The sequence below is a fragment of the Verticiella sediminum genome (assembly GCF_007558815.1).
Lineage (GTDB): Bacteria > Pseudomonadota > Gammaproteobacteria > Burkholderiales > Burkholderiaceae_B > Verticiella > Verticiella sediminum.
The window spans coordinates 13,103-27,400 of the sequence record NZ_VLTJ01000046.1 but is presented as its reverse complement, the minus strand read 5'-3'; the positions used below and the strand labels follow the sequence as shown (position 1 = coordinate 27,400).

At 72.0% G+C, this 14,298-nt stretch carries 12 protein-coding genes; all 12 read left to right on the top strand.

The features are described from left to right. Positions 1 to 19 precede the first annotated feature (19 nt). The 12 genes from FOZ76_RS27170 to FOZ76_RS27115 all read left to right on the top strand — a co-directional run bounded on the left by FOZ76_RS27170 (position 20) and on the right by FOZ76_RS27115 (position 14,252). Positions 20 to 805 (top strand): ABC transporter ATP-binding protein, encoded by a 786-nt coding sequence (locus tag FOZ76_RS27170; protein WP_143951437.1) that lies wholly within the window; start codon positions 20 to 22, stop codon positions 803 to 805. Positions 806 to 881: 76 nt separating this feature from the next. Beyond that, the gene (locus tag FOZ76_RS27165) at positions 882 to 2,051 is read left to right on the top strand and encodes an ABC transporter substrate-binding protein (protein WP_143951436.1); all 1,170 of its coding nucleotides are present in this window, start codon (positions 882 to 884) and stop codon (positions 2,049 to 2,051) included. 16 nt (positions 2,052 to 2,067) lie between these two features. Then, complete coding sequence (locus FOZ76_RS27160) at positions 2,068 to 2,889, top strand: alpha/beta hydrolase (RefSeq protein WP_143951435.1); 822 nt, start codon at positions 2,068 to 2,070, stop codon at positions 2,887 to 2,889. Positions 2,890 to 3,000: 111 nt separating this feature from the next. Next, the gene (locus tag FOZ76_RS27155; RefSeq protein ID WP_143951434.1) at positions 3,001 to 4,218 is read left to right on the top strand and encodes an ABC transporter substrate-binding protein; all 1,218 of its coding nucleotides are present in this window, start codon (positions 3,001 to 3,003) and stop codon (positions 4,216 to 4,218) included. A 52-nt stretch (positions 4,219 to 4,270) separates the two neighbouring features. Next, positions 4,271 to 5,140: a branched-chain amino acid ABC transporter permease gene (locus tag FOZ76_RS27150; RefSeq protein WP_143951433.1), complete on the top strand. Its 870-nt coding sequence runs from the start codon at positions 4,271 to 4,273 to the stop codon at positions 5,138 to 5,140. Then, a complete protein-coding gene (locus FOZ76_RS27145; protein WP_143951432.1) occupies positions 5,137 to 6,126 on the top strand; it encodes a branched-chain amino acid ABC transporter permease in 990 nt (329 codons plus the stop codon). Before FOZ76_RS27150 ends, FOZ76_RS27145 begins: the two co-directional genes overlap by 4 nt. Continuing rightward, positions 6,123 to 6,929 carry an ABC transporter ATP-binding protein gene (locus FOZ76_RS27140; protein WP_143951431.1) on the top strand — a complete coding sequence of 269 codons (807 nt, stop codon included), beginning with the start codon at positions 6,123 to 6,125 and terminating at the stop codon, positions 6,927 to 6,929. Before FOZ76_RS27145 ends, FOZ76_RS27140 begins: the two co-directional genes overlap by 4 nt. Beyond that, entirely contained in the window at positions 6,926 to 7,678 is a 753-nt protein-coding gene (locus FOZ76_RS27135; RefSeq protein WP_246129803.1) for an ABC transporter ATP-binding protein, read from the top strand. The genes FOZ76_RS27140 and FOZ76_RS27135 overlap by 4 nt, the downstream gene beginning before the upstream one ends. Then, the gene (locus tag FOZ76_RS27130) at positions 7,679 to 8,386 is read left to right on the top strand and encodes a 4'-phosphopantetheinyl transferase family protein (protein ID WP_143951430.1); all 708 of its coding nucleotides are present in this window, start codon (positions 7,679 to 7,681) and stop codon (positions 8,384 to 8,386) included. It abuts the gene before it with no gap. A gap of 5 nt (positions 8,387 to 8,391) precedes the next feature. Further along, entirely contained in the window at positions 8,392 to 10,041 is a 1,650-nt protein-coding gene (locus FOZ76_RS27125; RefSeq protein ID WP_143951429.1) for a (2,3-dihydroxybenzoyl)adenylate synthase, read from the top strand. Continuing rightward, positions 10,038 to 10,307 (top strand): phosphopantetheine-binding protein, encoded by a 270-nt coding sequence (locus tag FOZ76_RS27120; protein WP_143951428.1) that lies wholly within the window; start codon positions 10,038 to 10,040, stop codon positions 10,305 to 10,307. Before FOZ76_RS27125 ends, FOZ76_RS27120 begins: the two co-directional genes overlap by 4 nt. A 9-nt stretch (positions 10,308 to 10,316) precedes the next feature. Next, complete coding sequence (locus FOZ76_RS27115) at positions 10,317 to 14,252, top strand: non-ribosomal peptide synthetase (RefSeq protein WP_143951427.1); 3,936 nt, start codon at positions 10,317 to 10,319, stop codon at positions 14,250 to 14,252. Positions 14,253 to 14,298: the final 46 nt, after the last annotated feature.

The following is a 14,298-nucleotide window of genomic DNA, read 5'->3' as shown; positions in this document are numbered from 1 at the left end:
CGCCCCCACGGAGCTGAGCATGCTTGAGATCCAGCACCTGGCCGTGGCCTATGGCAGCCGGCGTGTCATTCCCGATCTGTCCGTGGCCGGGCTGCGCGAAGGTACGGTGACGAGCCTGCTCGGTCCCAACGGCAGCGGCAAGTCCACCCTGCTCAAGGCGCTGGCCGGGCTGACCCGGATCGCCGAGGGCCGCGTGGTGCTGGACGGTGAAGACCTCACGCGGGCGAGCTTCGAGCTGCGCGCGCGCAAGGTCGTCTACCTGCCGCAATCGCTGCCTGCCGCGGTGCACCTGCGCGTGTTCGAATCCGTGCTGGTGGCCGCCAACGCCTCCGTGGCCGGCGCCGGCCGCGGCGAAGTCGGCATCGCCGAGGTGCAGGCGCTGCTCGATCGGCTGGGCGTGGGCCATCTCGCCATGCGTTTCATCGACGAGCTGTCGGGCGGGCAGAAGCAGCTCGTCGGCCTGGCCCAGGCGCTGATCCGCCGGCCCCGGCTGCTCCTGCTCGACGAGCCGCTCTCGGCGCTGGACCTGAACTACCAGTTCCACGTCATGGATCTGCTTGCGCAGGAAACCCGCGAGAACGATCTCATCACGGTGATCGTGCTGCACGATCTGAACATCGCGCTGCGCCATACCGACCACGCGCTGATGATCCGCAGCGGCGCACTGCTGGCCGAAGGCAGCCCGGCGCAGGTGGTCACCTCGCAGACCCTGGCCGCCGTGTACGGCGTGGACGGCCGCGTCGAAGCGTGCTCGCGGGGCTATCTGCAGGTGGTGATCGACGGCCTGCACCGCGATGTCGCCTGAACGGCGCGGCGGCGCGCGGTTTGCCCGGGACAGAATGCGCGTCTAGAATAAAAACGATTATCAGTCATAGCCTCCCATGTCCCGCCTACGCGCTCTGTTCGCCGCGACCTGCCTGCTCATCGCAGGGTTCGTGGCGCCGGCGGCCACCCTGGCCGCCCAGTCTCCCATCGTTCTGAAGGACGTGCTCGGCCGCGAGGTCACGCTTGCCGCACCGGCCCAGCGGGTCGTGCTGGCGCAGGCGCGGCACCTGCCCGTGCTCGCCCTGATCCATCCGGACCCGGTCAGCGTGCTGGCCGGCTGGTCCGACGAGCTGAAGTCGTCCTTCTCCAGCGAATACGCGGAATATCTCGAGGCATTTCCCGCTCTCGCCCGGGTGCCGGTGGTCGGGCGTCACACGCCGGACACGTTCTCGGTCGAGAACACGCTCGCACAGCGCCCCGACCTGGTGGTGCTGACCGCCGCCTTCGCCGGCCTGCGGCCCGGCGCCGCACCGCAGGAGTCGGCCATGCTGCAGCGCTTCGCCGCGGCGGGCGTGCCGGTGGTCATCATCGACTTCTTCGTCGATCCGCTGAAGAACACGGTGCCGAGCATGCGCCTGCTCGGCCGCGCGCTGGGACGCGAAGAGCAGGCCGAGCAGTTCATCGCCTTCTACGAGGAACACATGGCGCGCGTGGCGCGAGCGGCGGGCCAGCGCAAGGAACGCCCGCCCGTGCTCGTGCACGCGCACGCGGGCAGCACCGACTGCTGCAACTCGCCGGGCTCGGGCACCTTCAACGACATGATCACCTTCGCCGGCGGGCACAACATCGGCGCGGACACGATCCGGGCCTCGACCGGCCAGTTGAGCCTGGAATACATCAACAGCCGCAACCCGGTGGTCTACGTGGCCACCGGCACCGGCGCGCAGCGGCGTACCGGCTCGGGCCTGGCGATCGGCACCGGCGTCGCGCCGGACGAGGCGCGTGCCAGCCTGCGCCGGGTCATCGCCACCCAGGGGCTCGGCGCCCTGCCCGCGGTGCGCGAGGGCAACGCCCACGCGATCTGGCACGCGTTCAACGATTCGCCGCTGCACGTCGTCTTCATCGAGGCGCTCGCGCGCTGGATCGACCCCGCCGGCAACGCCGACATCGACCCCGCGCGCACGCTGGACGAAATCAACCAGCGCTTTCTCGCCGTGCCCATGCGCGGCACGTTCATGATCGACCTGGACGAGCCCGGCCAGCGCGCAGGCAGCGCGCCAGGCTGAGCCCGCGGCCCGCGCCATGACCGGCTTTAGCGAACTCGCCCTGGCCGACCGCGGCCCGCAGGGCGCGCGACGCGTCCATTTGCGGGTGCCGTCCGGCGCGCCGCCTGCGGCGGGCCATCCCGTGCTCTACATCCTCGATGGCGATGCGGCGCGCGACGCGCTGGCCGGCACCGCGGCAGACGTGGTGGTGGCGGCGATCGGCTACGACCTGGACCCCGAATCCCTGAAGGCGGCGCGAGCCTACGACTACACGCCCGCCATCCCGGGGCGCCCGGCGCTGCGCGACCCCCGCGTCCCGGCATGGCGCGCGGGCGGCGCCGACGCCCTGCTGGACTGGATCGACGCCGTCGTGCGGCCGGCCGTGCACGCGGCCGCCGGCGTCGATCGCACCCGCGAAACGCTGGCGGGCCATTCGTACGGCGGGCTGTGCGTGCTCCATGCGCTGTGCCGGGCGCCGCAGGCCTATGCCGGCTACCTCGCGGCGAGCCCTTCGGTGTGGTGGTACGACGGTGCGATCCTGGACGAGGTGACGCAGCTCGCCCGCGCGGCCGGCACCCGCGCCGCCCCTGCCCGGCCGGCCCGCGTGCTGGTGATGGCCGGCGAGCACGAAGCCCGCCATGCGCGCGCGGTGGGCGCGGACGGCACACCCCACAGCCGCACCGGCGGCGTACCCACGCTCGGACAGGCCCAGGCTCTGGCGGCGCGGCTGCAGACTATCCCCGGGCTCTGCGCCAGCTTCGAGGCGGTGCCGGGGGGCACGCATGCGAGCCTGCTCGACGCCTGTGCGCGCCGCGCGCTCGCCTTCGCCGCCGAGGGCCGATACCACTGTCGTCATTAGTGGTATAACCCGGTACGCAAATGCGCATGTGTATCATTTAGCTTTTTACCGGCGGCCATACCGATGCCCGCCCGACAACACCCTGGGCGCACTGCTGAGTCGCCTGCCGCCATGACCCTCCTCACACAGTCCGAGATCGCTTCTCCCTCGTCCGCACGCCGCAGCCTGCTGCTGGCCGGCGCCGCCAGCGCCGCGGGTGCGCTCCTGCCCTGGCGCGCCCGTGCCGCGGCGCCCGTGCGCATCGCCCTCGTCACCTCGCTGACCGGCCCCTTCGCCTCGCTCGGCGAGAGCATGCGCGCCGGGCTGCAGATGCTGGTCGCCGAGGCGGGCGGGCAGATGGGCGGTCGGCCGGTCGAACTCCTGGTCGAGGACGACCAGGGCAAGCCGGACGAGGCCGTGCGCAAGGTGCGCAAGCTGATCGGCCAGGACCGCGTGGACATCATTTGCGGCATCATCAGCGCCGCGGTCGCCCTGGCGATCCGCGACATCGTGACCGATGCGGGCACGCCCACTTTCGTGTCCAATGCGGCAGCCAACGCGCTCGCCCGCGAGGCAGCCAGCCCGGTCATCTTCCGGCCGACCAAGACGAGCTGGATGCTGGGCCATCCGGCCGGCCTCTGGGCCTGCGAACACATCGACAAGCAGGGCGGCATCACCCTGGCTTCGGACTACGCGGCCGGCCGCGAGTACGTCGCCGACTTCGCCGACGCCTACCGGGCGCAGGGCGGCAAGCTCGGCCGCCAGCTCTGGACGCCGCTGGGCACGGCCGACTTCGCGCCGCTGCTCATGAACATCGCCGCCGAAAGCCCGGCCTTCATCTATTCCTTCCTGCCCGGGGCCGACGCCGTGCGCTTTCTGCAGCAGATGCGCGAGTTCCGCCTGCAGGACAAGATCCGGCTGATCGGCCCGGGCGCGCTGTTCGACCAGGAGGACGTGCTGCCCGCCGTCGGCGCGGCCGGCATCGGCGGGATCAACACCTTCCACCAGTCGCCGCTGGCGCCGGCCTCGGCCGACTTCGTCGCGGCCTATCGCCAGGCGCGCAACCGCCTGCCGGGCGAGGCCAGCACCTCGGGCTACGCCACCGGGCAGGTGATCCGCGCCGCACTGGAGGCCGTGGACGGCGACGTGGCCCGCAAGGAAGACATGCGCAAGCGGCTGCTGGACGCGCCCGTGGCGACGGCGTTCGGGCCGATGCGCTTCGATCCGCGCAACAATCAGGCGATCCTCGACATCTACGTCAACGAGGTGCGCGCCGATGCCCAGGGCAACCCGCTGAACACCGTGATCCACACCTACCCTGCGATCCAGGACCCGGGCCCGGGGAAATGACGGGCATGCCAGCCGGCGTCCCCGCCCTCGCCCCGCGGTCCTTGCATTGATTGTGTCCTACTACCTGATCCAAACCCTCAACGCGCTGTCGTTCTCCGTCCTGCTGCTGCTCACCGGGCTCGGGCTCTCGCTGGTGCTGAGCCTGATGAGCTTCGTCAACCTGGCCCACGGCTCGTTCTTCCTGCTGGGCGGCTACATCGCCATCACCTGGCTGGCTGGCGGCGCGCCGTGGTGGCTCGCCCTGCCGGCGGCCTTCGTGCTCACGGGCGCGGTCGGGCTGATCCTGGACCGGCTGGTGTTCGCGCGCTTCTATGCGCGGGCGCACCTGATGCAGGTGCTCCTCACCTACGGCATCTCGGTGGTGTTCGCCGACCTGATGCGCTGGGGCTTCGGCGCCGAAACCCTGTCGCCGGCGCTGCCGGAATTCCTGCGCGGCGTGGTCTTCGTCGCCGGCCTGCCCTTTCCGCTCTACCGGCTGGTCATCATCGCCTGCGGCCTGGCGCTCGCCGCCGTGCTCTGGTGGTCCCTGGACCGCACGCTCTGGGGCGCGGCCCTGCGCGCCTGCGTCGCCGACCGCGGCATCGTCGAGACGCTGGGCATCGACACCCGCAGGATGCTGACGGTGGGCATGGCGCTGGCTGCCGCGCTCGGCGGCCTGGGCGGCGCGCTCGGGGCCGGCATGCTGTCGGCCTATCCCGGGCTCGACGAAGAAGTGCTGCTGCTCGCCCTGCTGGTCGTGGTGATCGGCGGCCTGGGCAACTTCCGCGGCGTCGTGGCCGGCGCCCTGCTGCTGGGCTTCGTGAGCACCTTCGCGCGGGTCTGGCTGCCCGAGCTTTCCAATCTGCTCACCCTGGCCGTCATGGCGGGCCTGCTCATCGCCCGCCCGACCGGCCTGCTGGCCTCCCGGGAGAGAACCGTATGACGGTTCTTCGCGCGCCCTCGCCCGCCCACCGTCTGGCACTGGCCGCCCTGCTCGCGCTGGCCGTGGCGCTGCCGTGGCTGGGCGGCGCCTTCCTGGTCCGCTTCGCCGCCGAGATCCTCTTGATCGGCACCGCCGTGTGCAGCCTGAACCTGCTGATGGGCACGGGGGGCATGGCCTCGCTCGGCCATGGCGCGATCTTCGGCGCGGCGGCATACGTCGTGGCGGTGGTCGCCGGCCGGCTCGGCCATGCGGAACTGGTCTGGGTGCTGCCGCTGGGCGCCGCCAGCGGCATGCTGCTCGGCGCGCTCATGGGCGCGGCCACGCTGCGCACCAGCGGCCTGTTCTTCCTCGTGCTCACCCTGGTGCTGGGCCAGATGGTCTGGGAGGTCGCGTTCCGCTGGCACGACGTGACCGGCGGCGCGGACGGCCTGCGCGGCTTTCCCCGCCTGAGCGTTGCCGGCCAGCCGCTGGCCAGCGCGACCGCGCTGTACCTGGTGGCCGCGGGCACGGCAATGGTGGGCTGGTGGCTGCTGCGCTCGTATGCGCGCGCGCCGATCGGCCTCGCGCTCGCGGCCTGGCGCGACCAGCCGCTGCGCGTGGACGCCCTGGGCTGGAGCGCCGGCCGCCTGCGCGTCTCGGCCTTCATCCTGGCCGGCGGCGTGGCCGGGCTGGCAGGCGCGGTCTACCCCTTCCTGAATCAATATGTCGGCCCCAACACCGTGCACTGGAGCATGTCGGCGGCATTCATCATCATGGCGGTGATCGGCGGCATCGGCTCCCGGACGGGCGGTTTCGTCGGGGCTGCCGTCTACCTCTTCGTGCAGACCTACGTCAGCTCGCACACCGACCGCTGGCAACTGGTGATCGGCGTCATCTTCGTGGCCACCGTGGTGTTCATGCCGCACGGCATCGCCCATCTCTGGCGCGAGCGCCGGCGGTCCAACGGCGACGCACACCCTGCCGAGAACGGGAGGGCACCGCAATGAACCGGCCTCTGCCAGGCGCCGAGGCGCAGCCCGTGCTGCAGCTCGACGCAGTCGACAAGCGCTTCGGCGAAGTGGACGTGATCCGCGGTGTGTCGCTCGACGTGCGCGCGGGTGAATGCCTGGGCCTGATCGGGCCGAACGGCGCGGGCAAGACCACGCTCTTCAATCTCATCTCCGGCTTTCTCGCGCCCAGCGGCGGCGCGGTGCGCTATCTGGGCCGCGACGCCAGCGGGCTGGACGTCGCCCAGCGTGCCCGCCTCGGCCTGGTACGCACCTTCCAGAAGAGCCTGCTCTTCGGCAGCATGAACGTGCGGCGCAATCTCGCCCTGGCCGTGCTGGCTCGAGCGGGCACCGGCTACCGCTGGTGGCGCGGCCGCGCCGCCCTGCACGAGGCCGAGGCCCGCGCGGACGACTGGCTCGCGCGCTCGCCGCTGGCCGGCCTGGGCGAGCAACCGCTGGCGGCGTTGTCCTACGGCCAGCAGCGCCTGGTCGACGTGCTCGTGGGTCTGGCCCAGGAGCCCCGCGTGCTGCTGCTCGACGAGCCCACCGCGGGCCTGTCGGCCGGTGAATCGGAACAGCTCGCAGCGCTGCTTGCCGAGCAGCGCGGACGTTTCGCCATGGTGCTGATCTCGCACGATGTGGACATCGTGTTCCGCCTGTGCGAGCGTATCGCCGTGCTCGACCTCGGACAGCTCATCGCCCTCGATACGCCGGCGCGGGTGCGCCGGCACGACGCCGTGCGCGCGGCCTATCTCGGCGCGCAAGCCGGGGATCTGGACCTACTGCAGGCGCAGGCCGCATGATGCCGAACGCTGCCGCCCTCGCCGCCCAGCCCGGCACCGCGAACGCTGTCGTCAGCCTGCGCAATGTCCATGCGGGCTACGGCGGCGGCGCCGTGCTGCGCGGCGTCGACCTCGAACTGAAGGCGGGCGATGTGCTCGCCGTGCTGGGCCGCAACGGCGCCGGCAAGACGACCCTGCTCAACGCCCTCTTCAATCTCGGCCCCGACGTGCACGGCGACATCCTGGTGCACGGCCGGCGCGTCAACGGCTGGCCGACGCATCGCATCGCGCGCGCCGGGCTGGCCCTGGTGCCGCAGGGGCGCGGCGTGTTCGCCTCGCTCGCCGTGCAGGAGAACCTGCGGCTGGCCACGCTCACACCGCGCAGCCGCCGCCTGTGGTCGCTCGACGATGTGTATGCGCTCTTTCCGCGCCTGCACGAACGACGCAACGCCGCGAGCGGCATGCTGAGCGGCGGCGAGCGCCAGATGCTCGCCGTCGGGCGCGCGCTGCTCACCCAGGCCGAGGTGATCGCACTGGACGAGCCCAGCGAAGGGCTCGCGCCCATGCTGGTGCAATCCGTGCTGGCGCCGGCGCTGCGCACCCTGGCCGAACGCGGCACCACGCTGCTGCTGGTCGAGCAGAATCTCGGCCTGGCGCTCGACGTGGCTACACACACGGTGGTGCTCGCCCAGGGCCGCGTGGCCTACGCCGGCGCGCCCGAGCGCCTGCGGCGTGACCACGACGCCGTGCACCGGCTGCTGGGAATCTAGATGCTTATTGTCCATCTCCTGCGCACGGATCTGGACGCCGACGTCCTGCAGGGTCTGACGGCCGCTCTGCTGCCGCACGAGCGCGCACGGGTGTTGCGTCGGCGCCGGCCCGACGACCAGCGCCACGGCATCGTGGCCTATGCGGCCTTGCGCCACCTGCTGGCCGCCCGGCTGGGCTGCGCCCCGCTCGAACCGCGGTTCGAGCGCACCCGCCTGGGCAAGCCCCACCTGGCGGGCGCCTGGCATGACGCCGGCGTGCACTTCAACGTCTCGCACAGCGGCGCCTGGGTGGCCGTCGCCGTGGCCGGCCACGCGGTCGGGGTGGACGTGGAGTGCGGCTGCCCGCCGGACCACCGCGACATCGCCGCGCGCTGGTTCCGCCCCGAGGAAGCGCATCGCGCCGGCACGCCCGCTGGCTTCCTGTCGGTCTGGACCGCCAAGGAAGCCGTGCTCAAGGCCAGCGGCGAAGGCCTGGGCGGCGACTGGCAGGCGTTCGCCGTGCCATGCGCCAGCCCGCGCTTGCAGCCCGTCGAGGCCCTCGACGCGAACACCGATCATGCGAGCTATCGCGTGGCCAGCCAGGCGCTGGACGACGACTGCTGGATCGCCGCCGCCGTGCGCGGCCAGGCCGAGATGCTCGAACCCCGCCGGCTGGACGTGCGCAGTATCGCGGCCGCCGGCCTCTCTTCAGATTCCTGTATTGGATGAACGCCATGGAAAAACCTGTACAGACCTGGCCCGCCGAACTCGCCGAACGCTATCGCGCCAAGGGCTACTGGCGCGGTGAGACCTTCGGCGCCGTGCTGCGCGAGCGCGCCCGTCTGCACCCCGAGCGCATTGCCGTCGTAGGCGGCGGGCAACGCTGGAGCTATGGCGAGCTGGACGCGCGCGCCGACGCCATTGCGCGCGGCCTGCTCGACCTGGGCCTCGTCCCCGGCGACCGGGTGATCGTGCATCTGCCCAACATCCCCGAGTTCGTCTCGGTGATCTTCGGCCTGTTCCGCGCCGGGCTGCTGCCGCTCTACGCCCTGCCCGCCCACCGCATTACCGAGATTGCGCACTTCGCCGGCACCGGCGGCGCGCGCGCCTACGTCACGGTCGATCGCTACGACAACTTCGACTACCGAGGCCTGGCGGCCGAACTGCGCGAGCGCGAGCCGGGCGTCGAGCACGTGGTCGTCGTGGGCGACGCGGGCGAAACCGGCTTTGGCACACTCGCCGCGCTCGAGGCCGCCGGCCGCGACAGCGCCACGCAGCCGGTGGAACCCGCCTCTTCCGATGTGGCGTTCCTGCAGATCTCGGGCGGCAGCACCGGCCTGTCCAAGCTGATCCCGCGCACACACGATGCCTACATCTACACCCTGCGCGAGAGCGACCGTATCTGCGGCCTGACCGAGGACACGGTGTTCATGGCCGCGCTGCCGATGGCGCACAACTTCCCGATGAGTTCGCCCGGCTTTCTGGGCGCGCTCTACGTGGGCGCGCGCGTGGTGCTGAGCGCCTCGCCCAGTCCGGAAGCGGCCTTCCCGCTCATCGAGCGCGAGGGCGTGAACATGGTCAGCCTGGTACCGCCGCTGCTGCTGGTCTGGCTGGAGGCGAGCAAGTCCACCCCGCACAAGCTGCACACGCTGCGTACCATCCAGGTGGGCGGCGCCAAGCTCACGCCGGAGATCGCCCGGCGCGTTAGGCCGACGCTGGGCGTGACGCTGCAGCAGGTGTTCGGCATGGCCGAGGGCCTGGTCAACTACACGCGCCTGGACGATCCGGAGGACATCATCGTCAACACCCAGGGCCGCCCGATCAGCCCGGACGACGAGGTGCTGATCGTCGACGACCAGGGCAATCCAGTCCCCGAAGGCGAGCCCGGCAACCTGCTCACCCGGGGCCCCTACACTATCCTCGGCTACTACAACAACCCCTCGGCCAACGCCCGCTCGTTCACCGAGGACGGCTATTACCGCACCGGCGACATCGTCAAGCGCCTGCCGGGCGGCTACCTCGTGGTGCAGGGCCGCGCCAACGATCACATCAATCGCGCCGGCGAGAAGATCTCGGCCGAGGAGATCGAGGATCACCTGGTCGCCCACCCGCAGGTCTTCGACGCGGCGGTGGTGTCGGTGCCCGACGAATACCTGGGCGAACGTAGCTGCGCCTTCATCGTGCCCAAGGGCGAGAAGCCCAGGGCCGTCGCGCTCAAGCAGTGGATACGCTCGCGCGGGCTGGCCGAGTTCAAGGTGCCGGACCAGATCGTCTTCGTCGACGCCTTTTCTTCGACCGCCGCGCTGAAGATCAGCCGCAAGGAACTGCGCGCCCAGTTGCGCGCCCAGCTCGACGAGCAGAACAACAAGGACACACAAGCATGAACGGCCCCATCGAGAACACCTGGAGCCTCGCCCGCCTGCGCGCGGACGTCGCCCGCCTGCTGCACGAAGACCCCGCCGAGATCGGCGATACCGACAATCTCATCGACCTGGGGCTGGATTCCATCCGCGCCATGGCGCTGGTCACGCGCTGGCGCGAGGCCGGCGCCAGCATCGAATTCTCCGAGCTGGCGAGCGAGCCCACCCTGGCCCACTGGTGGCAGGTGATCGCCCGCAGCGTCGGCCAGGCAGGCAACGCCCAGGACTGATCGCACGCCATGCAGCACCCGCTCTCTACGCCCATCGGCGCGCCGCTCACCGAGGCCCAGCTCGGCCTCTGGTATGCCCAGCGGCTGGACCCCGCCAACCCGATCTTCAACATCGGCCACTACACCGTGATCGACGGGCCGCTGCGCGCGGACTTGTTCCGCGACGCGGTCGACGCCGCCCTTGCCGAGGCCGACGCGCTGGCCTGCCGGGTGGTGGAGACGGCGGACGGGCCGCGCCAGGTGCTCGACGAGGGCCTGCGGCCACGGCTCGCCCTGGTCGATCTGCGCCATCTGGCGCAGCCCGAGAGCGCGGCGCTCGCCGACATGCGGCAGGATCTGGGCATAGCTCGCGACCCGGTGCTGGACGCCTGCGCCCGGCACGTGCTGTACCGCGTGGGCGAACAGCGCTACTTCTGGTATCAGCGCGTCCATCACGTCTTCATCGACGGCTACGGCATCGCCCTGGTCGACGCACGCGCGGCACGTCTCTATGCCTATGCCACCGGCGAGGCGGTGGACGCGGGCGACGCGCTCGCGCCGTATGCCGACGCGCTCGGCGAGGACGCGGCGTACCGGCAGAGCGAGCAGCGCGTGCGCGACCAGGCGTACTGGCAGAAGGCCTTCGCCGACCTGCCGACCGTGACCAGCCTGGCCGAGGGCGTGCCGCTGAGCGAGCACCGCGCGCTGTACGCCAGCGTGCGCCTGCCGGCCGAGATCGGGCAGGCGCTGGACGCGGTCCAGGCCCGTACCGATGTCGCCTGGCCCGACATTCTCACCACGCTGTGCGGCGCCTACCTGTGCCGGCACACGGGCCAGCCCGAAGCCGTGCTCGGCGTGCCCTACATGGGCCGCCTCGGCAATCGCACGGCGCGCGTGCCGGCCATGGTGATGAACGTCGTGCCGCTGCGCCTGCGCATCGACGAGGACACGCCGGCCGATGCGCTGCTCGGCGAAGCCGCGCGCACCCTGCGCCAGGCGCGGCGCCATGGGCGATACCGCAGCGAGCAACTGCGCCGCGATCTCGGCCTGCTCGGCGGCACCCGGCGCCTGTACGGGCCGCTGGTCAACGTGCTGCCCTTCGAGGCCGTGGCGACGCTGCCCGGCCTGCGCACCGAGCTGCACGTGCTGTGCGCGGGCCCGGTCGAGGACCTCACGCTCACCTTCCGCGGCACGCCGGCCAGCGGCATCCTGCTCTCGGTCGAGGCCAACCCAGCGCTCTATCCCGAGGGCGTGGTCGGCGCCCATCTGTCGCGCCTGGCGCACTTTCTCGCCGGCGCCCTGCACGCGGACGACCTGGCTGGCGTGCCCACACTCACGCCCAGCGAGCGGCAGCGCTGGCTCGTCGATGTCAACGACACGGCCCATGCCGTACCGCGCACCACCCTGGCGGCCCTGATCGAAGAGACCATGCACCGCTGCCCCGAGGCGGTGGCGCTGACGCAGGGCGGGCGCGACATCACCTACGCCGAGCTGGAACGCTGCAGCCGCGAACTCGCCGCGCGGCTGCAGGCAGCCAGCGTGCGCCGGGGCGAGCGCGTGGCCATCGCCATGCAGCGTTCGCCCGAGATGGTGATCGCCCTCGTCGCCGTGCTGCGCGCGGGTGCGGCCTACCTGCCGCTGGACATCCAGCATCCGCCGGCGCGCCTGGGCAGCCTGGTCGGCCAGGCCACGCCGCGCGCCGTGATCGCCGACGCCGCGGGGCGCGCCGCCCTGCCCCAGGACGTCGCGACGCTCGCCACCGACGGCCCCGCGCCGGCCTGGGACCTGGGCCAGGCGCCCACGCCGGACGACCCGGCCTACGTCCTGTTCACCTCGGGATCGACCGGCACGCCCAAGGGCGTCGTCATCGCCCACGACGCCATCGTCAACCGGCTGCTCTGGATGCGCGAGCACTACGGCATCGACGCCAGCGAACGCATCCTGCAGAAGACGCCGAGCACCTTCGATGTCTCGGTCTGGGAGTTCTTCCTGCCGCTGCTGTGCGGCGCCACCCTGGTGGTCGCGCCGCCCGAAGCGCACCGCGATCCGGCGTGGCTGGCGCGCCTCCTGGTCGAGGAGCGCGTCAGCACCCTGCACTTCGTGCCGTCGATGCTGGCCGCCTTCCTGGCCGAGCCGGCGGCGCGCGGCCTGGCCCTGCGCCGCGTGTTCTGCAGCGGCGAAGCCCTGCCCGCGGCCCTGCGCGAGCGCTTCCATACGACGCTGTCGGCCGAGCTGCACAATCTTTACGGCCCGACCGAGGCCGCGGTGGACGTGACCTGGTGGCCGGCCGGCCGCGACGACGCCTCGGACCCCGTGCCGATCGGCATGCCGGTCTGGAACACCGCCATGTACGTGCTCGACGAACGCCTGCGGCCGGTGCCGCCGGGCGTGGCGGGCCACCTCTACATTGCGGGCCGCCAGCTTGCCATCGGCTACCTGGGCCAGCCGGAACTGACCGCGCAGCGCTTCATCACCGACCCCTTCGGCGCGCCCGGCGCGCGCATGTACGCCACCGGCGACCTCGCGCGCCGCCGCGAGGACGGCGCGCTGGTCTTTCTCGGCCGCTCCGATCATCAAGTGAAGATTCGCGGCCAGCGGATCGAACTGGGCGAGATCGAGAGCGTGCTCGCGCACGCGCCCGGCGTCGATTCGGCAGCGGTGCTGGTCCACGGCGAGGCGACGCAGGCGCGCCTGGTGGCGTATCTGGTGGCGCGCCCGGACGCGCCGGCTGACGAAACCGCGGTCCGCGCGCATGCCGCCGCCCACCTGCCCGCCGTCATGCAGCCGGGCGCCTACGTGTGGCTCGCGGCGCTGCCGGTAACCGCCAACGGCAAGCTCGACCGCAAGGCGCTGCCCACGCCCGCCCATCTGCACGCCGCGGGACGCGTCCCCGAGACCGACCGCGAGATGGAAGTCGCCGCCCTGTTCGCGCGCATCCTGCAAACGCCGGCCCCGGTCGGCGCCGACGACGACTTCTTCGCCCTGGGCGGCCATTCGCTGCTCGCCGCCCAGCTCGCCCTCGCGATCCGCCAGGAACTCGGCCGCCAGTGCACGCTGGGCGCCGTCTTCGAACACGCCACCGTGGCCGCCCTGGCGGCCTACCTGGACGCCCAGCCAGGCGAACGGGACGACGGCCCGGCGGCGCAGGACAACGCGGGCTTCGGCCCCCGGATTGCGCTGCGCCGGACCGACAACGCACTGCCGGCGCTGTTCTGCGTGCACCCGGCCGGCGGCCTGTCCTGGTGCTACGGCAACCTCGCGCGGGCCGTGGCGCCGGCGCGCAACGTATACGGCCTGCAGGCGCCCGCGCTGGAACCGGCGCGCCAGGCGGCCCTGCCCGCCAGCCTGGCCAGCATGGCCGCCGAATACGTCGACCTGCTCCTGCAGACCCAGCCGCAAGGGCCCTATCATCTGCTCGGCTGGTCGGTCGGCGGCATCATCGCCCAGGCCATGGCGGTGGAACTGCGCCGTCGCGGCGCCCGTGTCGGCGTGCTGGCCCTGCTCGACGCCTATCCGGCCGACGTCTGGCGCGGCCAGCCCGAGCCGCCGCCCGAGGCCTTCTACAAGGCGCTGCTGCACATCGCCGGCCACGATCCGGCCCTGCTGCCCGACGTCGCGCTGAACCATGACGGCGTGATCGGCTTTCTGCGGCGCAGTGGCCATCCGCTGGGCGAACTGCCGCCCGAGCGCCTGGACGGGGTGATCCGCACGGTGGCCGGCACCAACCGGCTGGTGCGCACGCACAGCCACCAGCGCTACGACGGGCGCGTGCTGTACTTTCGCGCCGCGCTCGATCACGTGGGCGAGAACCTGACGCCGGCGCAATGGAGTCCCTACGTGGGCATGCTCGACGCACACGACGTACAGGCGCTGCACGCCCAGCTCACGGGCGCGCAGGCCACCGCAGCCATCTCCCCGATCCTCAATGCCGCGCTGCTCGCAGCGGATGCCGAGGGCGGACGATGAGACCGGTTTTTCTGCACGAGCCGGGGCCGACATGGCCCCGGCCGTT

What these genes read in the sequence shown, in the direction of transcription:
- FOZ76_RS27170 (WP_143951437.1), top strand. Translation starts at nt 20, where the DNA reads ATGCTTGAGATCCAGCACCTGGCCGTGGCCTATGGCAGCCGGCGTGTC.
- FOZ76_RS27165 (WP_143951436.1), top strand. Translation starts at nt 882, where the DNA reads ATGTCCCGCCTACGCGCTCTGTTCGCCGCGACCTGCCTGCTCATCGCA.
- FOZ76_RS27160 (WP_143951435.1), top strand. Translation starts at nt 2,068, where the DNA reads ATGACCGGCTTTAGCGAACTCGCCCTGGCCGACCGCGGCCCGCAGGGC.
- FOZ76_RS27155 (WP_143951434.1), top strand. Translation starts at nt 3,001, where the DNA reads ATGACCCTCCTCACACAGTCCGAGATCGCTTCTCCCTCGTCCGCACGC.
- FOZ76_RS27145 (WP_143951432.1), top strand. Translation starts at nt 5,137, where the DNA reads ATGACGGTTCTTCGCGCGCCCTCGCCCGCCCACCGTCTGGCACTGGCC.
- FOZ76_RS27140 (WP_143951431.1), top strand. Translation starts at nt 6,123, where the DNA reads ATGAACCGGCCTCTGCCAGGCGCCGAGGCGCAGCCCGTGCTGCAGCTC.
- FOZ76_RS27135 (WP_246129803.1), top strand. Translation starts at nt 6,926, where the DNA reads ATGATGCCGAACGCTGCCGCCCTCGCCGCCCAGCCCGGCACCGCGAAC.
- FOZ76_RS27130 (WP_143951430.1), top strand. Translation starts at nt 7,679, where the DNA reads ATGCTTATTGTCCATCTCCTGCGCACGGATCTGGACGCCGACGTCCTG.
- FOZ76_RS27125 (WP_143951429.1), top strand. Translation starts at nt 8,392, where the DNA reads ATGGAAAAACCTGTACAGACCTGGCCCGCCGAACTCGCCGAACGCTAT.
- FOZ76_RS27120 (WP_143951428.1), top strand. Translation starts at nt 10,038, where the DNA reads ATGAACGGCCCCATCGAGAACACCTGGAGCCTCGCCCGCCTGCGCGCG.
- FOZ76_RS27115 (WP_143951427.1), top strand. Translation starts at nt 10,317, where the DNA reads ATGCAGCACCCGCTCTCTACGCCCATCGGCGCGCCGCTCACCGAGGCC.